Here is a 17,005-nt window from a genome sequence, read left to right as displayed (position 1 = left end):
TAGACCATATCCGGTCAGGAGTAAAGCAAGGAAAGGAATAAAATCCTTTTCTATGCCACCATGGCCGATGTATTTATCTTGGCGAGCTGGATCACCGCCTGGGTGCGGCTGTCGACCTTGAGCTTCAGCAGGATCGCGGAGACATGCGCCTTGATGGTGGCTTCGGAAACATTGAGCTCATAGGCGATCTGCTTGTTCAGCAGCCCTTCGGCCAGCATGCCCAGAACCCGGCTTTGCTGCGGCGTCAGCGTTCTGAGCCTGCCGATGAGATCGGCCACGTCAGGATCCTGTTCCTTGTCGCCCTGATGACCTGCGGGTATCCAGACATCGCCTTCCAGAACCGCGCGGATGCCGTCCCTGATATCGTCGATACCCGAGGATTTGGAAATGAAACCGGAAGCACCGAGTTCGATGGAGCGGCGCACGGTGGTCGCATCGTCCGTTGCCGAAACGATGACGATCGGCAGGCTGGAGAATTCCGCCCGGAGCGCCATCAGGCCTGAAAATCCGCTGACCCCCGGCATGGCGAGATCGAGAAGCATGAGATCGGCGTCGTTGCGCGCTGCGGCTGCACTTCGGGCGGCCTCGAAATCCCCGGCTTCAATAATGCTCTGTTGCCCGTCGAGGCCGGATACGGCCTGTTTCAGGGCGCCACGAAAAAGCGGGTGGTCGTCTGCTATGATAATGACAAGTTCCGACATTCTGGCCCCCTCCCAAGGGCGTTATGCGGCTCTTTTTCTGATACTGGCTCACTCCCATTTGCCGGTGGTCGAAACACGTCCGGCTCCTCCGCGAAAGGTTGCGCCAATCGGTCCCGCATTACAAGGAAAAGCTTGTGGACAGGCGGTCTTTCAGGCTCTCCGCAATAAAAATGCCGTGGAAACTGTGGACAATCTTCGAGCTTTGCGGCAAATCCCGCTGAGTGGAAAGCCTTGGAGAGCCCTATGCAGGAAACGCCCGCGATCATCTATAAAATCGTGCCGGAGACGTTATGGAGCGCGGCAAAGGCGAAGGGCGTCTTCGAAGGTGCGGCCATCGACCTGACCGACGGCTTCATTCATTTTTCAACGGCAAAACAGGCGGCAGAGACCGCCGCGCGGCATTTTTCCGGCCAGGTCGATCTGCTTCTGATCGCGGTCGACGGCGCGGCCCTCGGCGACAAGCTGGTTTATGAACCCTCCAGAGGCGGCGATCTTTTCCCGCATCTTTATGCGCCTCTTCCCTTGACCGCCGTGCTTTGGGAAACGCCGCTTTCGCTCGGTCACGACGGCCAGCACCAGTTCCCGGAGATTTTGTGATGAGCGGATTATTTTCCTCGATCGGCCGCAAGGGCCTGTTTCTGGTCGATCCGGAAAAGGCGCATGGCCTGTCCATTGCGGCGCTGAAAAGCGGCTTCCTGCCCACCTGCATGGTGCCTCACGATCTGCGTCTGCAGCAGACGGTGGCGGGGCTCGTCTTCCCCAATCCGCTCGGCATGGCGGCGGGTTACGACAAGAATGCGGAAGTGCCGGGGCCGCTTCTGAGGCTCGGTTTCGGCTTTACCGAAATCGGCACCGTCACGCCGAAAGCGCAATCCGGCAATCCCAAACCCCGTATCTTCCGTCTGGTTGAGGATGAAGGCGTCATCAATCGCCTCGGCTTCAACAATGAAGGCCATGCCGCCGCGCTGGAACGTCTGAAGCAGGCAAAGCTGCGCGGCATCGTCGGTGTCAATATCGGCGCCAACAAGGATAGCGAAGACCGCATCGCCGATTATGTCCAGGGCATCGAGGCGTTTTATTCGGTTGCATCCTATTTCACCGTCAATATTTCCTCGCCCAACACGCCCGGCCTGCGCGACCTGCAGGCGCGCGAAAGCCTTGCAGCACTTCTCGCCGCCGTGCTGGAGCGCCGCAAGGCGGAAGCCGAACGTTTCGGCAAACGCATCCCGATCTTCCTCAAGATCGCGCCCGATCTGACCGAAGAGGGGCTGGACGACGTTGCCGAGGAGGCGCTCGCCCATGATCTCGATGGCCTGATCGTTTCGAACACCACGCTTTCCCGCGAAGGCCTGAGGCCGGGCCTGCACAAGGGTGAGGCGGGCGGTCTCTCGGGCAAGCCGATCTTCGAGCTTTCCACCACGGTTCTCGCCAAGATGCGCCGCCGCGTCGGCGGCAACCTGCCGATCATCGGCGTCGGCGGTGTGTCATCCGCAGAGACGGCTTTGGAAAAGGTGAGGGCAGGGGCCGATCTCGTGCAGCTCTATTCCTGCATGGTCTATGAAGGCCCCGGCCTGCCCTCGGCCATCGTCAAGGGCTTGTCGAAGCTGGTCGCCCGCGAGGGCGTACAGTCCATTCGCGACCTGCGCGACAGCGCGGTGGACCGCTGGGCGGATCGCAATCTCGGCTGAGAGCGGGCCTGAACGGTTGACAACCCGTCCTCAGGGGCTCTCCTTCCTCATCCCTGTGCTTGTCACAGGGATCCAGCCAGCCCAAGTCCTTGGGCTGAAAGGACTCTCCCCGCCGCGCAGACGCGCGTCGGCTGGATTCCTGTGACAAGCACAGGAATGAGGGAAGAGGGTGGTTCCCGCGCTTAACCTCAGGCGCAGAGCACCATCGCCCAATAGGGCCGGTTGCGGCTGGCCGCGTCATAGGCGACCGCGACGCCGAGGCCGTTATAGGGCCCGAGCATGTTTTCGAGGTGATGTTGTGAGCCGATCCAGGCCTTGACCACCCGCTCGACGCTGTCTTGCCCGGCGGCCACGTTTTCCGCTGCCGGAAGCGGCACATTGCCGTCTTTCATGCGGATCAGGAAACTGTCGGTCAGGCCGATCAGATGCGCCATCTTCTGCGCCTTGACCATGCGGCCGGCCTGATAGGCAGCAGCACCGCTTGCCGCGCCATTGATGGCAAGCGGCGAAAGCCCCTTGGAGCGGCGCAGATCGTTGACCATGGGAAGGGCGGCCGCCGTCTCGTCGCGGGTGCCGGAGGGCATGCCCTTGTTGGTGGGCATGGAAACGCAGGCGGAAAGAACGGAGCCGGCGGAAAGCAGCACGAAGCCGCGCCGTGAAAGCGTTTGAAACGTGGAATGGGTCATGTCAGCGGCGGTAGCTCAGGAGGCGCAGGATGATGAAAACCGGAATGACGATCGTTGCCCCGAGGATCAGATAGTCGCCGATTGCGCCCAGCGCATGGAAACCGCTGCGCCACAGGTCGACCACGAAATCGCGCGCGCCGTAGATGATGTTCCATGGCGTCAATCCGAAGATCGCCATCAGAAAGCCGACGAGCAATGAAACCACCAGCAGCTTCACCACGGTACGGGCCACCGTGTCACCCAGCATTTTGTTGACCTCACCGGCCATCAGCACGTCTCCTGTTTTGTCCTGACATATGAAGCACGACGCTTCGATGCAAGTTTCGCCGCACTATATCGCGTCAAATTCGCCAATTCCACGAGGCCGCCATGAAATAGGACTTGAGTTTTTTTATGGCTTGATAAATGACAGCCGACATCTTCTCAGGAATCTTGAATGGCCCCAAACCAGTTTTCTTCCGGTGACGTCATTGCCGACCGCCGGGCGGACTATGCCCGCATGCTGGCGGAGAGCGGTGACTTTCCCGCTGCCGCCGAACTCATGGAACAGGCGCTGGAGCTTGCGCCGCGGTGGACAGCGGGCTGGTTTCGCTTCGGGGAATATCACGAAAAAGCGGGCGAAACGGAGAAAGCCGTGGCGGCTTACGGGAAAGTCGCCGAGCTGGACACCGAAGGGCTGTTTGCAGCCGAGCTGAAACTCGCGGTTCTCGGCGCCGCCGAAACGCCGGAGCAACCGCCGAGCCGCTATGTGGAAGGGCTCTTCGACGACTACGCTGACCGTTTCGAAACCTCGCTCGTGGAAAAGCTGGATTACAGCGTGCCGCAAAAGCTGGCGGAACTGATCGGCAAGGCGGCGAAAGGCGGCGTCTTCGACACCATTGTCGATATTGGCTGCGGCACCGGTCTCCTTGGCGTTGAAATTCGCGCCTTCGCAAAGCGGCTGGAAGGTTTCGATATTTCCCAGAACATGCTGGTCAAGGCGGAGGAAAAGGGGCTTTACGATCATCTCGACCAAGCCGATCTTTCGCTGGAGCCGGAGGCCTCGGGGCTTTTCACCCCCACGCTCGCGCAGCACCGCGCCGGCCTTGTGGCCGCCGCCGACGTGATGATGTATCTCGGCAGTCTCGAAACCGTCATGCCGCTCGTTTCCGCCCTGCTTGCGCCCTCCGGTTTCTTCGCCTTTTCGGTGGAGGATGCGGGGGAGGAAGACGGTTTCGTGCTTCGGGAATCCCTTCGTTACGCCCACTCGAAGAGCTATGTGAGCGAGCTTCTTGAGCGGACGGGCTTTTCCCTCATCGAAATCCGCAAAACGACCATTCGCAAGGATGCCGGAAAACCCCTTTCCGGCATTCTTTTTCTTGCCCGTGCCAAAGCCTGAACATTCCGTTTCTTGCCATTTTCGCGATAGGTCAGGCTTCCTTACGTATCCATCTTGCTCAGATGTTTTTTGCAGTGCAAAATATGCCTGAAGCTGAGGAAAAAAGCGTGAGCAGAACGAGAAGCGTTTACGGCATGTGGAGTTCCGATCCGGCCAAACATGCGCCGGTGGAAGACGTGCAGGGCATCGTCACCGGTGCCATCGTCTCGGCGCTCGGTTTTTATCTGCTGAACAAGGTCGGTCTTCTGACCGGCGGCACCGCCGGCGTCGCCTTCCTGCTTCATTATGCCTTCGGCATCAGCTTCGGCCTCCTGTTCTTCCTCGTCAATCTGCCGTTTTATTACCTGTCCTTCCGCCGCCTCGGTCTTGCCTTTTCCTTCAAGACCTTCATCGCCATCGGCCTTGTTTCGGTGCTGACGGAGGTGGAAGCGCGCTGGATGGTGATCGACAGCATCAATCCGCTCTGGGCGGCGCTGCTCGGCGGCCTGCTTCTTGGTTACGGCTTGCTGGCGCTCTATCGCCACCGCGCCAGCCTCGGTGGCATCGGCATTCTCGCCATCTATATTCAGGATCGCTTCGGCGTCCGCGCCGGCCTGATCCAGCTCGCCTTCGATGCCTTCGTCATGCTCTGCGCCTTCCTCGTCATCGATCCGGCCACGGTTGTCTATTCGATTGTCGGCGCTTTTGTCCTCAACATGTTTCTCGCCATCAATCACCGCTCGGACAGATATATCGTCGTGCGCTGAGCGACAGCGGTTGAAATCCGTCGCAGTTCAGCGCAATAGAGCATTTCCAGGAAAAGTGGACCCCGGTTTTCCGTCCGGAAATGCGAAAAAACAAAGAGTTAGAGTGTTTTCGCGATTCGAAGAAAGCGAAAAACTCTAACTCGGCAGGGGCCGAAAGACAGGGGAACGGGGCATGGACGATACGACTGCGCGCAGGCGCCTGAACCTTTGGGTCTCCGCGCCGGATCGTCATTCACTGCTGGAAGATGCGCAGGGCATTCTCGCGGGCAGCATGCTGGTCTCGCTCGGCGTCACGCTGTTTTCCGCTGCCGGCCTTTTGACGGGCGGCACGGTCGGTCTGGCATTTCTCGTGCATTACGGCACCGATCTAAGCTTCGGTACGGTCTTCTTTCTCGTCAATCTGCCGTTTTATTATCTCGCCTTCCGTCGCCTCGGCCTTGCCTTCACGGTCAAGACCTTCTGCGCCATCGCCATGACGGCGCTGCTGTCGGAATATATGCCCGGCTTTTTCGCCTTTCAGAGCATCAACCCGGTTGCCGCCGCACTTTTCGGCGGGCTGACGGTTGCGGCCGGCATGCTGGCGCTGTTTCGCCACCGCACCAGCCTCGGCGGTTTCGGCATTCTGGCGCTTTATCTTCAGGATCGTTTCGGCTGGCGCGCGGGCCTCGTGCAGCTCGCCTTTGATGGCATGGTGCTGGCCTGTTCGTTCTTCGTGGCCACACCTTTCGTCATCATCTGCTCCGTCCTCGGCGCGCTGGTCATGAACCTCACGCTTGCCATCAATCACAGGAACGACCGCTACATCGCCATGTAGCGGCCGCCCGTTTCGGGTTTAAGAGGTCACGCCGCCTTTGCAGCCGCATCGACCGGATGCTGCGAGCGGAAACCCACGGCGATGCGGTTCCAGGTGTTGATCGCGCCGATGGCGACGGTGATCTTCACGATATCCTCATCGGAAAAATGCGCCTTCAGCGTCTCGAAGGCGTCATCCGGGGCGCCGGTTTCGGCAATCTTCGTCACGGCGTCCACCCACCCGAGCAGTGCACGTTCCTGCTGGGTATAAACGGGGGATTCCCGCCACACGCTCATCAGGTTGATCCATTGTTCGGAAAGCCCGTCATGGCGGCTCTCCTTCACATGCATGTCCACACAGAAAGCGCAGCCGTTGATGATCGAGGCACGCAGCTTGATGAGGTGAACGAAACGGCGCTCAAGCCCGCTGCTCTGGACATAATTCTCCAGAGCCATGACCGCCTTGAAGGCTTCGGGGGATGCTTTGGCATAGTTGATACGGGTTTTCATGGGTCTCTCCATTGGTTGGGTCTGTTTGAAGTCATGCGTCATCGGTCCGGAAAGCTGTTGGGCTGACCGGCATTGGGTTGGTTAAGGTGTGGCTGTATCAGCGCGTCGCTGTTTTGCGCTCGTTCAGCTCCAGGAAGGCGCAGCCTCGCGCGGCAATCCCGCCATCGTCATTGGCGGCGAGATCGCCCAGAATGTCGGCGATCGTGGTTTTGGCGAGTTCGGCCCGATAGGCCTTCTCCGCTTTCAGCATTGCGGCATTGATACCGCAGGGCTTGGTGAAATAACGCCCCGGCAAGGGGTTCGGTCCGCGCTGGCGGATTTCCGCGCAGCGGAAGGCGGGTTGCGGCCCTTCGACAGCCAGCACGATATCGAGCAGGGTGATCCTGTCGGTCGTTCGGGCCAGACGGTAACCGCCCTTCGGCCCCGGTACGGTGGCGACAATCCCGGCATTAGACAGCGATTGAAGATGCTTGAGAAGATAGCTCGTGGAAACGCCGTGAAATTCCGCCAGCGCCGCCGCCGACAGCACGCCGCCTTCGGAAAGTCCCGCCAGCATGCCCACGCTGTGAATGGCCTGTTCCACGCCGTCGCCGAGTTTCATCCGACTTGTCCCTGTGCGGTTCGTTTCAGTATCGTGGATAAAATTTATCCGCGATTACGCTTTCTGTCAAGCGGTCCCGTTCCGCCCTTCTTTTTTGCAGGTTTTTCACTACCTTGAAGACGTGAAACACACCGAGTCTCCCATTTCCGGCACTCATGTCGGCGCTTTGCCCCTTCCATTCCAGAAATGGTTTGCCGAAAAGGGGTGGTCTCCGCGCGCCCATCAATTGGAGCTGATGGCACGGGCGCGCGGCGGCGAGAACATGCTGCTGATCGCGCCGACGGGGGCGGGCAAAACGCTGGGCGGCTTCATGGCCTCGCTCACCGATCTGGCGGAACGCGGCAAGGTGCCGCCGGGCTCCGGCTTCGTAGGCGTGCACACGCTCTATATCTCGCCGCTCAAGGCGCTGGCGGTGGATATCGAACGCAACCTCACCAGACCCGTCTCCGAAATGGGCCTGCCGATTTCCATCGAGACCCGTACGGGCGATACGCCGCAGGGCAAACGCCAGCGCCAGAAGGTGAAGCCACCGGATATTCTGCTGACGACGCCGGAGCAGGTCTCGCTGCTGCTCGCCAACAAGGAGGCCGAGCGCTTTTTCCGTGACCTGAAATATGTGGTGCTGGACGAGCTGCATTCGCTCGTCACCTCCAAACGCGGCCATCTGCTGGCGCTGGCGCTTGCGAGGGTGCGCCGGCACGCACCCGATGTGCGCTTCATCGGCCTCTCGGCCACGGTTGCGGAGCCGATGGATTTGCGCCGTTATCTCGCGCCGCAGGGGCAGGATGAGCCGCCCGCCGGCCTCATCACCGTCGAAGGTGGGGCAAAGCCGAATATCTCCATCCTGAGCACGGAAGAGCGCATCCCATGGTCCGGCCATTCGGCGCGTTACGCCATGAAGGATCTATATGCCGCGCTGAAAGACCACCAGACGACTCTGATCTTCGTCAACACCCGCTCGCAGGCGGAGCTGATCTTCCAGGAACTCTGGACCATTAATGACGACAATCTGCCGATTGCGCTGCATCACGGTTCGCTGGATGCCGGCCAGCGTCGCAGGGTGGAAGCGGCCATGGCGGAAAACAAATTGCGTGCCGTCGTCGCCACCTCCACGCTCGATCTCGGCATAGACTGGGGCGATGTCGACCTCGTCGTGCATGTCGGTGCGCCGAAGGGCGCAAGCCGCCTTGCCCAGCGCATCGGCCGCGCCAATCACCGCATGGATGAGCCGTCAAAGGCGATCCTCGTTCCCGCCAACCGTTTCGAGGTGATGGAGTGCCGGGCAGCCCTTGATGCCAATTATATCGGCGCGCAGGATACGCCGCCGATTGCCGAGGGCGCGCTCGATGTTCTCGCCCAGCATGTGCTCGGCATGGCCTGCGCCGAGCCCTTCGATGCGGACGATCTCTATCGCGAAGTAACCAGCGCCTCGCCCTATGCCGACCTGCCGCGCACCACCTTCGACCGGGTGGTGGATTTCACCGCCACCGGCGGTTATGCGCTGCGCACCTATGAGCGTTACGCCCGCATCCGCCAGATGAAGGACGGTCGCTGGCGCGTCTCCAATCCGGCGGTCGCACAGCAATATCGCCTCAACCTCGGCACCATCGTCGAGGCGGCGGAACTCAATGTCCGCATGGTCAAGCGCAATGCCAAGGGCACGGTCGGGCGCGGCGGCATGTCGCTCGGCAAGGTTGAGGAATATTTCCTCGAACAGCTGGTGCAGGGCGATACCTTCCTCTTCGCCGGCAAGGTGCTGCGTTTCGAGGGCATCAGGGAGAACGAATGCCTGGTCTCGCAGGCCTTTTCGATGGACCCGAAGATACCCTCCTATGCCGGTGGTAAGTTCCCACTCTCCACCTATCTCGCGGATCAGGTGCGCTCCATGCTGGCAGACCCGACGCGCTGGCATGCCCTGCCGGATCAGGTGCGCGACTGGCTGGCGATCCAGAAGGAAAAGTCGATCATTCCCAAGCGCGACGAGTTGCTGGTCGAGACCTTCCCCTTCCGCAAGCGCTTCTTCATGGTCATGTATCCCTTCGAGGGACGGCTGGCGCACCAGACGCTCGGCATGCTGCTGACGCGACGGCTGGAACGCGCGGGCGCCAAGCCCATGGGCTTTGTCGCCACCGATTATTCGCTCGCCATCTGGGCCATGGAAGATATCGGCAGGCGGCTGAAATCCCGCCGACTTTCGCTTGCAGACCTACTGGACGAGGACATGCTGGGCGACGATCTGGAGGCATGGCTGGATGAATCCTTCATGCTGAAGCGCACCTTCCGCAATTGTGCCGTCATTTCCGGTCTGATCGAACGCCGCCATCCCGGTAAGGAAAAGACCGGCCGGCAGGTCACGGTCTCCGCCGATCTTATTTATGACGTTCTTCGCAGCCATGAGCCGGATCATATCCTGCTGGAAGCGACGCGGCGGGATGCCGCGGCGGGACTTTTGGACATTGGCCGTCTTGGCGATATGCTGAAGCGAATCACGGGCCACACCACCCACCGCGCGCTGGAACATGTCTCGCCGCTTGCCGTTCCGGTTATGCTGGAAATCGGCCGTGAGACGGTGGCGGGTGAGGCGATGGACGATGTGCTGGCCGAGGCCGCCGACGAGCTGATCGCCGAGGCCATGTCCTGAAACTGAGCGGAATGAAGGAACAAAGGCAAAAGTGCTGAGCCGGCTGACATTGAGCGATAGGTTTTCCAATGGCTTCGAATGCCTTGGCAGCGAAACCGCCATCAATGGCGTCGCCGCCTGGTGCGATCCTTTGGGCGGGCTTTACCTGCCGGACCTGTCGCTGCTCGTCGTCTCCGATCTGCATCTGGAAAAGGGCGCGGCTTTTGCAAGGCGCGGACGCATGCTGCCGCCATACGACACCATCGCCACGCTTAAAATCCTCTCCTCCCTCGTCAGCCGTTACGATCCGAAGATCGTGGTCAGCCTTGGCGATAATTTCCACGACCGCGTCGGTTCCGAGCATCTGCCGCTGCCGTTGCGCGAGCTCATCCGCGACATGGCCCGTGGCCGCGAATGGATATGGATCAACGGCAATCACGATCCCGACGGCACGGTCGATCTGCCGGGTTCTTCGGTGGATGAGATGTTCTACGGCACTCTCGTCTTCCGCCACGAACCGAAGCCGGGCGATGCCGCCGGCGAAATCGCCGGGCACCTGCATCCCTCCGCCACGGTCCGCCGCCGCGAAAAGACGGTGAGGCGGCCCTGTTTCGCCACTGACGGTTCGCGTCTGTTGATGCCGGCTTTCGGGGTCATGAGCGGCGGGCTGGATTTGCGGCACAAGGCCATGCGCGGCCTGTTCGATCATGCCGCTCTCGTCGCGCATCTGATGGGGAGGGACCGCATCTATTCGGTGCGGTTTTCAAATCTTCTCGGCTGAGCGTATTTTCCGGACGTAAAGCCGCATACGCAGTTTTACTGGAAATGCTCTATTGCCGGTAGACCAGCACCGGTATCTTCGAATTCTTCAGCACCTTGGCCGTGACGCTGCCGAGCAGCATTTCGACGAAGCTCCGGCGCCGGTGCGAGGCCATGGCGATGAGATCGCAGCCGCTCCTGTTGGCGGCTTCGATGATCGCCTCGTCGGGCCTGCCCGCCCGCGCCAGCAGCGCTTCGCAATCCAGCCCCATGGAAGTGGCCTGCGCCTGCGTATCCCTCAGCAGATGTTCCGCTTCCTCGCAGCGGTGGAATTCTTCTTCGGCAATGGCGGCAATGTCTTCGACATCGCTGGCAATCACGTGAAAGGGTTCCGATACCGTCACGACGGTCACCTTTGCGCCTGCCTCCCTGGCGAGAGCGAACCCTTGCTCGATTGCGATCTGCGCCAGCGGCGAGCCATCGGTGGGAATGAGAATGTGCTTGAACATGACATTTCTCCTTTTCATCCCGGTCACAACCGCACATTCCGCCTTGAGCTGCATGTATGATTGTAACGCCTTGAATTTTACTGCAAACCGATGGCGGAAGCGAATGCTATCTTTGCCGACAGGGGCGGCAGACGCTCTCTTTTGCGGGATGAAAACCGATCAGTCCTTGCGGAAGATGATGCTGGCGCCCCAGCCGGTCACGACGGCAAGCAGAACGCAGAGCGCACCATAGGCAAGCGGCGTCTGATGCGCGGCGTCGGTGATCGCCTGCTCCATGCCGGTCTTGACGACGCGCAGTTTCAGTTCGCGCTGGGCGATGAATTTGCCGCTCTTGAAGAGATAGGCGCGGGCGGTGTGCACACCGTTCGGCACGTTGGCCGGCAGGCGCAGGGTCGCCCAGAACAGGCCGGTGCGCTCCAGCCGCACCCCGGTCGTATCATTGCGATAGATGCCGCTCGAAAGCTTCAGACGCCGATAGGCTTCCTGAAAATCGAAGACATTGTCGGGCACGCCGGAAAAGACCGCGCTTTTCAGTGACAGATGGTCGACGCCAAGCCCCATGGCGCGGAGCGTTCCGGGCGAGGCGACATCGCTGATATTGCGTGTGCTGGCCATGGAATAGGATTCCGGCAGCGGCGTGAAGGTGATGGCGCTGGTATTGATCCAGATGCCCGCCACGCGTTCCTTTTTGCGCACTGTCATGTAATCGCTCGGACCCTCAAGCGTCACGACGATGTCGTATTGCCCGATAGCGAGCAGCAACTGGTCGGTATTGTTCAGCGCGCCGAAAAGCGTGAAATCCGCGCCGCGAAAATCGGAAGCAATTGGAATTTCGGTCGTCGATGCGCCGATTTCGATATTTTCCAGCAGGGATCGCTGCTGCGGGCCGGGCGGCAGGGCAAGCGGCGGCGTCTGGGCCGAAGCGGTTTGCCCGAGGGTGAGGCATGAGGCCAGCGCAAGGGCGGCAAGCAGCAAATGGCGGGTCAATAACCTAACCCCCCGACGGCCACCGAAAACAGGTCTTCCGGGCGCACCACCAGCGATACGGCAAGGCGAAGCGCAACAGCGAGAACGAGAAGCGCAAGCAGGGCGCGCAGCTGTTCGCCGCGCAGTTTCTGGCCGACGCGCACGCCATATTGCGCGCCGATGACGCCCGCCACCATCAGGATGAAGGCCAGAACCACATCGACGGAATAGTTGGTCGCCGCCTGAACCACGGTCGTATAGGCGGTTACGAAAATGATCTGGAACAGCGAGGTGCCGACAACCACGCTGGTGGGGATGCGTAAGAGATAGATCATCGCCGGCACCATGATGAAGCCGCCGCCCACACCCATGATCGAGGTGAGGATGCCGATGCCGAAACCCAGCGTGACGATGGGAATGATGCTGAGATAGATCTTCGATTTCTTGAACCGCATTTTCAGCGGCAGGCGGTGCACCCAGTTGTGGTGGCCCGGCCGGCGCAGCGTCACGGTTTCGTTGCGGGCGGCGCGGCGAAGCGCCGAAATGCTTTCCTTCAGCATCAGGCCACCGACGGTGCCGAGCAGGATGACGTAAAGGAGCGAGACGATGAGATCGAGCTGGCCGATGCTGCGCAGGAAGGAGAATATCCATACGCCGACCGTCGCCCCCACCAGACCGCCCACAAGCAGCACGCTACCGAGCTTGACGTCAAGCGTTCCGCGCCGGAAATGCGTGATCGAGCCTGACACGGAGGAGGCGACCACCTGGTTTGCACCCGTCGCTACGGCCACCACAGGCGGAATATTGTAGAAAATCAGAAGCGGGGTAATCAGAAAACCGCCGCCCACGCCGAACATGCCGGAAAGAAAACCGACGGCCGCGCCCATGCCGAGAATGATGAAAATATTCACCGACAGTTCTGCGATCGGCAGATAGACAGTCACGGCTCGGACCTCGGGCAAATGGTTCCGGGCGGCAGGGCTTGTCCGGGTGAGGGGGCCGCGCCGCGATTTACACTTTCTGTCTGAAAAGACCGGGCATGCCCGGCCTTCATCCGTCATGCCCGCGAGGGCCTGACCTGTCAACATTCAACGGTAAATACGTTGATAATTTGGAAAGATAGCGGCCGTGTGTCGGCAGCCGGCCACATTCCTGCGCCGGGCTGAGCGAAAGCGGCCAGGGGGCCGCTTCGCCGGTTCTCGAATGTTTATTTGTTGCGGGCGAGAAGCGCGGTCACCAGCTCGTTGGTAATGCGGCCGTCCGGCGTCTGGCCCACGGACTTCTGAAAGTCCTTGATGGCCGTCACGGTGTTCTTGCCGAGCTTGCCGTCAGGCTGGCCGGCATCGAAACCGTTCTTGTTCAGGATCGCCTGAATGTTGCGGATCGCCTTTTCCATGTCCACGGAGGCGGTTTTCACGCCTTCCTTGCCGGCCCATTCTTCGGGCGGGTTGACGCTGTTGGCATCTTCCGAAAGCGGCTTGACCTTCCAGGCGTCCACCTTGGCCTTTGCGCTCTGAAGCTGCTGCGGGTTCAAGGCCCCTGCCACTTCGTCGCGTTTCTGGGCGGCATCGGCGTCACCATCCCTGGCTGCGATGGCGAACCACTTGTAGGATTCCTCGATGTCCTGCTTCACGCCGCTGCCGCGCGCATAGAGAATGGCGAGGTTGAACTGGCTGTCACGAACGCCGAGGTCGGAAGCCTTGATGAACCATTGCGCGGCGGCGGCGAAATCCGGCTGACCGGCCGCATCGGAAGCGAGCAGGACGGCCAGATTGTGCATGGCGCCCGCATTGCCCTGTTCCGCGGCCAGCGTGTAATAGCGCTTGGCTTCGGGAAGGTTGCGTTCGACGCCGTTCGCCTTCTCGTAGAGATTGGCGAGACGATATTGCGCGGGTGCAAGGCCACGATCAGCGGCGAGCTTGTACCACTTTGCCGCCTCGGTGCGGTCGGCGGCAACGCCGCGGCCATCGGTGTAGCGGGCTGCGATCTCGAACAGCGCCTGCGTGTCGCCCTTGGCGGCCGCTTCTGCAAGCGATGCCGGCGCGATGCCGGCGGGAACGGTGATGGCGTCCTGGGCGGGAGCAGCCGTGGCGGCGACCTGTGCCGGAGCCGAAGGTTCGTTCTGCGCGACGGTGCCGGAATTCGCCGCATCCACTGCGGGAACGTCGGCAACCGGCGGCTCGTCAGGCAGCGGTGCGCCGCCGACGGTGCGGGGATCGATGGTGTTTTGCGCCGGTGCGGTGTTTTCGATGCTGTCTGCGGATGCGGCCTGTTCCGGATCGATGGCGAGGTCGGACGGAATGGTCACGGTCTTGTCGCCCGCTTCGGGAAGCGCGGAGACCGGGCCATTGTCCTGCTTCTGCTCGATGACCGGCGCCGGGGCTTCCGCGCCGCCAATCAGCGTCTTGACGAGCGGCATGGCCATCATCGCCAGAAGAATGGCGCCGATGCCGAGCAGCAGCGGGCGGCGATAGCGCGAAAGCCCCGATGCCTCGGCCTTGCGGCCCTTCTTGCCGGTATCGGGCTTCTCCGGCGATGTTTCCATGGCGGCGGCCTGTGCCGCACGACGGGCGGCGGCAATGAAATCCGTCCGTCCTTCGGCATCTGCGGCCTTGCCGCTGGCGGCCACCTGGCTGGCGCGCACGCGCTCGAGGATTTTCTTGATATCGGGCGCACCCGAACCCGGCTCCAGAAGTTCGTTCTCCTGACCCGCCGGCAGAACGTCGATCGGATCGAGCGACGGGGCGGGCTCGACCTGCGTGCGGGCGGAGGAGGAGGCCGATACGGGTTCTTCTGCGGTTTTGACGGTCTTTGCAGTACCCGTCTTGAAACGCTTCGTCAGGCCGGCAAGCAGGCTCTTTTTTTCCGCCTTCGCGGGCTTTGCCGCAGCGGGAGGCACGATGGCATCTCCATCTTTCCCGTCGGCGTCGAGAATGGCCTGTTCTTCGGCAATATAACCCTCTTCCGGGAAGATGGCGGCCGGCATGGATATATCTTCCTGCGCAGGGGCCGACACAGGCTTCGCGACGCTGCGGGGCGCGGCCTCTTCGCGGTAGACGGGAGCATTGTCGAGGTTATCCAGCCGGCCGGCGATTTGCACCAACGTCTCATGCAGCGCTTCGAATGTGCGGTGCGTGCGCTCTTCGGTGTTGCGGCTCAAGGCTTCGAGATTGCGCAGATCGGTCGCAAGATCGGTCAACATGGTCATGTCGGCAAGGTTTGCGCCGGCCGAGAGATTGTTACGGGTATAGGCGTCCAGAACGGCCTCGGCCGCCTGCCGGGCTGCTTCGATGATATATTCGTCGTTGGACGCCATGTAGTCTTCGATGGCCGCCATGCGGGCATCGAGTTCAGGCGGCATGCCTGCGGCCTGCATCTGCATCGGCTGGCTGATCAGCGTCGAGAGATGGGCGATCTGGTTTTCGAGGCTTGCCAGCGCGTGGCTGTCGGCAGGCGCGGCATGGGCGGTCTCGTCGAGACGGGCGGCAATATTGCCGAGCCGCTCTTCCAGACGCGAGAAGGCGCTTTCGCTGAGGCCCGATGCCGGCTGCGGCTGGCTGTAACGATAGTCGAGGTCCTCGATCCGACGCGAGAGCAGGTCGAGCCGTTCGGCCAGACCGTCATTGACGGCGCCGTGATCCAGCGCGTCGATCTTGCGGGAAATGTCGCTGAGGAAAGACGTCAGTTCCGCCTGTTGCGAGGGGCGCTGCGAACGCTCCAGAAGCAGGGAAAGCTGGTCCAGCCGCTCATGCAACTGCGCGGCGTCGCGGGCGGTGCTGAGTTCGTCGATCTTGCCGGCCAGCGCTTCAAGGCGGGCGGTCAGGTCCAGCGCCGGTTCAGGTTTTGCGGCGGCAAGGCGATTGATGTCGCCGAGCTGTTCGGCAAGGCCGTTCAGCCGGTTTTCCAGACGCTGCGCCAGCGCATTGTCCGTTGCCTGCGCATTGGCGCGCGTGCCGGTTGCGGCAATGGCGCGGCTTATTTCGTCCAGCCGCTGGTCGAGACCGGAAAACTGTTCGGTAAAGGCCGCTTCGTTCGGCTGCATGTGCTTGCCGAGCTGCTCCACGGCGCTGGCAATGGCGATCAGCTTTTCTTCGAGCACGCGCACGGCCGGATTGTTGCTCATGCCGCCGAGCTGCGTCTTGATGTCGTCGAGACGATAGGCGAGCGAAACGATCTCATCCTGCAACGCGCCGGCGTCGAAACCGCGCAGCGTGTCTTCCACATTGTTCCAGCGGCTTTCGATCCGGTGCACGCTGTCTTCGCGCGCAAGCTGATCGATCGTCAGGCGCAGGTCCTCGAATTCGTTGCGCAGCCCGTACGCATCGGGAGATGCCAGATTGCCGAGCTGGTCGATGCTGCCGGCCAGACGTGCGATATCGTCGCGCAGATCGCCGATGAACTGCTGGTCTTCCGCCACCGCGCGAATATTGCGGATCTCGGCGCGCAGTCCCTGCGCTTCGCGGGCGACGCCCTCGGCAATGTCGTGCTTCAGCTCATGCCGCAGATTGACGAGCGCCTGGGCGATTTCCTGCAGCGCCGCGTCATTGCGCTGCGGTTCCTGATAGGGCGGGATGGAACGCGCGCGCGGTGCGGCGGCGGCCTGCTGTGCGTCCCTCGGCCGGTATTCCGGTGCAAGCGGTCTAGTAATCGTCCGTTCCGGCCGGGCGGCGGGTTCCTGCGGGCGCTGGAAGCTCGCTTCGAGGAGACGCTGGCGCTGGCGGATTTCGTTGACGGGATCGAGCTGCGGCGGCGTGACGGCGGCGCGCGCGGCATACGCCTCGCTTTTCGCTTCGGGCTGAGCGCTCGCGGCCCGGGGGTCGCGCGGGAACTTCTGGCTCATCAGCCCTTCGATACGGGCTTCAAGGCCTTCAATGGTGCGATTGAGCGCATCAAGAGACGATCTGTCGCTTGGCTGTTGGGTTTTCGATCGCAATCCGTTCATCTTTTCGCTCGCTTCGCTTCCGCCCGCCGTGCCCGGTTATCTGTCGCGACGTTGCCTGCCTGGACACGCCGTCGCCGCAACATGCAGCAATCCTAGAGCCGGTATTC

The 17,005-nt window shown here is 61.5% G+C and carries 16 protein-coding genes; 7 read left to right on the top strand and 9 right to left on the bottom strand.

The genetic code is table 11. The annotated features are described in order from the left end of the window. Nucleotides 1-50: 50 nt before the first annotated feature. Nucleotides 51-701, bottom strand: coding sequence for a response regulator transcription factor (locus ACIK7D_RS05495; RefSeq protein ID WP_035265127.1), 651 nt, complete (start codon nucleotides 699-701; stop codon nucleotides 51-53). A gap of 243 nt (nucleotides 702-944) precedes the next feature. Here ACIK7D_RS05495 and ACIK7D_RS05490 point away from each other — a divergent pair, with 243 nt between their 5' ends. Continuing rightward, nucleotides 945-1,298 carry a DUF952 domain-containing protein gene (locus ACIK7D_RS05490; RefSeq protein ID WP_059759483.1) on the top strand — a complete coding sequence of 118 codons (354 nt, stop codon included), beginning with the start codon at nucleotides 945-947 and terminating at the stop codon, nucleotides 1,296-1,298. Beyond that, on the top strand, nucleotides 1,298-2,389 hold the full coding sequence (locus tag ACIK7D_RS05485) for a quinone-dependent dihydroorotate dehydrogenase (RefSeq protein ID WP_400155769.1): 1,092 nt from the start codon (nucleotides 1,298-1,300) through the stop codon (nucleotides 2,387-2,389). Before ACIK7D_RS05490 ends, ACIK7D_RS05485 begins: the two co-directional genes overlap by 1 nt. Before the next feature lie 188 nt (nucleotides 2,390-2,577). Here the strand turns inward: ACIK7D_RS05485 and ACIK7D_RS05480 are convergent, their stop codons facing one another. Further along, complete coding sequence (locus tag ACIK7D_RS05480; RefSeq protein ID WP_003519931.1) at nucleotides 2,578-3,075, bottom strand: CAP domain-containing protein; 498 nt, start codon at nucleotides 3,073-3,075, stop codon at nucleotides 2,578-2,580. A 1-nt stretch (nucleotide 3,076) separates the two neighbouring features. Further along, on the bottom strand, nucleotides 3,077-3,343 hold the full coding sequence (locus ACIK7D_RS05475) for a DUF6460 domain-containing protein (RefSeq protein WP_003493739.1): 267 nt from the start codon (nucleotides 3,341-3,343) through the stop codon (nucleotides 3,077-3,079). 168 nt (nucleotides 3,344-3,511) lie between these two features. Here ACIK7D_RS05475 and ACIK7D_RS05470 point away from each other — a divergent pair, with 168 nt between their 5' ends. The 3 genes from ACIK7D_RS05470 (at nucleotide 3,512) to ACIK7D_RS05460 (ending at nucleotide 6,013) form a co-directional block, all read left to right on the top strand. Continuing rightward, a complete protein-coding gene (locus ACIK7D_RS05470; protein WP_400155768.1) occupies nucleotides 3,512-4,453 on the top strand; it encodes a methyltransferase domain-containing protein in 942 nt (313 codons plus the stop codon). A gap of 134 nt (nucleotides 4,454-4,587) precedes the next feature. Next, nucleotides 4,588-5,199 (top strand): YitT family protein, encoded by a 612-nt coding sequence (locus tag ACIK7D_RS05465; protein ID WP_065654497.1) that lies wholly within the window; start codon nucleotides 4,588-4,590, stop codon nucleotides 5,197-5,199. A 172-nt stretch (nucleotides 5,200-5,371) separates the two neighbouring features. After that, nucleotides 5,372-6,013, top strand: a complete 642-nt coding sequence (locus tag ACIK7D_RS05460; protein ID WP_137002853.1) for a YitT family protein — start codon at nucleotides 5,372-5,374, stop codon at nucleotides 6,011-6,013. Nucleotides 6,014-6,039: 26 nt separating this feature from the next. On the opposite strand, the gene ACIK7D_RS05455 is transcribed toward ACIK7D_RS05460, so the two are convergent. Together ACIK7D_RS05455 and ACIK7D_RS05450 are read right to left on the bottom strand one after the other, a co-directional pair. After that, nucleotides 6,040-6,501 carry a carboxymuconolactone decarboxylase family protein gene (locus ACIK7D_RS05455; RefSeq protein WP_078051285.1) on the bottom strand — a complete coding sequence of 154 codons (462 nt, stop codon included), beginning with the start codon at nucleotides 6,499-6,501 and terminating at the stop codon, nucleotides 6,040-6,042. Between the two features lie 97 nt (nucleotides 6,502-6,598). Next, nucleotides 6,599-7,102, bottom strand: a complete 504-nt coding sequence (locus tag ACIK7D_RS05450) for an Rrf2 family transcriptional regulator (protein ID WP_127756396.1) — start codon at nucleotides 7,100-7,102, stop codon at nucleotides 6,599-6,601. A 121-nt stretch (nucleotides 7,103-7,223) separates the two neighbouring features. On the opposite strand from ACIK7D_RS05450, the gene ACIK7D_RS05445 reads away from it, so the two are divergent. Beyond that, complete coding sequence (locus ACIK7D_RS05445) at nucleotides 7,224-9,743, top strand: ligase-associated DNA damage response DEXH box helicase (protein ID WP_400155767.1); 2,520 nt, start codon at nucleotides 7,224-7,226, stop codon at nucleotides 9,741-9,743. A gap of 31 nt (nucleotides 9,744-9,774) precedes the next feature. After that, entirely contained in the window at nucleotides 9,775-10,503 is a 729-nt protein-coding gene (gene pdeM, locus ACIK7D_RS05440) for a ligase-associated DNA damage response endonuclease PdeM (RefSeq protein WP_065654494.1), read from the top strand. Nucleotides 10,504-10,552: 49 nt separating this feature from the next. On the opposite strand, the gene ACIK7D_RS05435 is transcribed toward pdeM, so the two are convergent. From ACIK7D_RS05435 to podJ, 4 genes are all read right to left on the bottom strand, one after another. Next, entirely contained in the window at nucleotides 10,553-10,990 is a 438-nt protein-coding gene (locus ACIK7D_RS05435; protein ID WP_127756393.1) for a universal stress protein, read from the bottom strand. 159 nt (nucleotides 10,991-11,149) lie between these two features. Continuing rightward, nucleotides 11,150-11,977, bottom strand: a complete 828-nt coding sequence (locus ACIK7D_RS05430; RefSeq protein WP_080817933.1) for a TIGR02186 family protein — start codon at nucleotides 11,975-11,977, stop codon at nucleotides 11,150-11,152. Continuing rightward, nucleotides 11,974-12,900, bottom strand: a complete 927-nt coding sequence (locus ACIK7D_RS05425; RefSeq protein ID WP_003522786.1) for a sulfite exporter TauE/SafE family protein — start codon at nucleotides 12,898-12,900, stop codon at nucleotides 11,974-11,976. The genes ACIK7D_RS05430 and ACIK7D_RS05425 overlap by 4 nt, the downstream gene beginning before the upstream one ends. A gap of 263 nt (nucleotides 12,901-13,163) precedes the next feature. After that, nucleotides 13,164-16,898: a cell division protein PodJ gene (gene podJ / locus ACIK7D_RS05420; protein WP_400155766.1), complete on the bottom strand. Its 3,735-nt coding sequence runs from the start codon at nucleotides 16,896-16,898 to the stop codon at nucleotides 13,164-13,166. Nucleotides 16,899-17,005 lie beyond the last annotated feature (107 nt).

The organism is Agrobacterium sp. P15N1-A, assembly GCF_044626815.1.
Taxonomy (GTDB): Bacteria; Pseudomonadota; Alphaproteobacteria; order Rhizobiales; family Rhizobiaceae; genus Agrobacterium; species Agrobacterium leguminum.
Note: the sequence above shows the minus strand (reverse complement) of the source record. Positions and strands in the feature narration are given on the sequence as shown.

Coding starts and splice junctions, on each gene's coding strand:
- ACIK7D_RS05495 (WP_035265127.1), bottom strand. CDS start 701: ATGTCGGAACTTGTCATTATCATAGCAGACGACCACCCGCTTTTTCGT.
- ACIK7D_RS05490 (WP_059759483.1), top strand. CDS start 945: ATGCAGGAAACGCCCGCGATCATCTATAAAATCGTGCCGGAGACGTTA.
- ACIK7D_RS05485 (WP_400155769.1), top strand. CDS start 1,298: ATGAGCGGATTATTTTCCTCGATCGGCCGCAAGGGCCTGTTTCTGGTC.
- ACIK7D_RS05480 (WP_003519931.1), bottom strand. CDS start 3,075: ATGACCCATTCCACGTTTCAAACGCTTTCACGGCGCGGCTTCGTGCTG.
- ACIK7D_RS05475 (WP_003493739.1), bottom strand. CDS start 3,343: ATGGCCGGTGAGGTCAACAAAATGCTGGGTGACACGGTGGCCCGTACC.
- ACIK7D_RS05470 (WP_400155768.1), top strand. CDS start 3,512: ATGGCCCCAAACCAGTTTTCTTCCGGTGACGTCATTGCCGACCGCCGG.
- ACIK7D_RS05465 (WP_065654497.1), top strand. CDS start 4,588: ATGTGGAGTTCCGATCCGGCCAAACATGCGCCGGTGGAAGACGTGCAG.
- ACIK7D_RS05460 (WP_137002853.1), top strand. CDS start 5,372: ATGGACGATACGACTGCGCGCAGGCGCCTGAACCTTTGGGTCTCCGCG.
- ACIK7D_RS05455 (WP_078051285.1), bottom strand. CDS start 6,501: ATGAAAACCCGTATCAACTATGCCAAAGCATCCCCCGAAGCCTTCAAG.
- ACIK7D_RS05450 (WP_127756396.1), bottom strand. CDS start 7,102: ATGAAACTCGGCGACGGCGTGGAACAGGCCATTCACAGCGTGGGCATG.
- ACIK7D_RS05435 (WP_127756393.1), bottom strand. CDS start 10,990: ATGTTCAAGCACATTCTCATTCCCACCGATGGCTCGCCGCTGGCGCAG.
- podJ (WP_400155766.1), bottom strand. CDS start 16,898: ATGAACGGATTGCGATCGAAAACCCAACAGCCAAGCGACAGATCGTCT.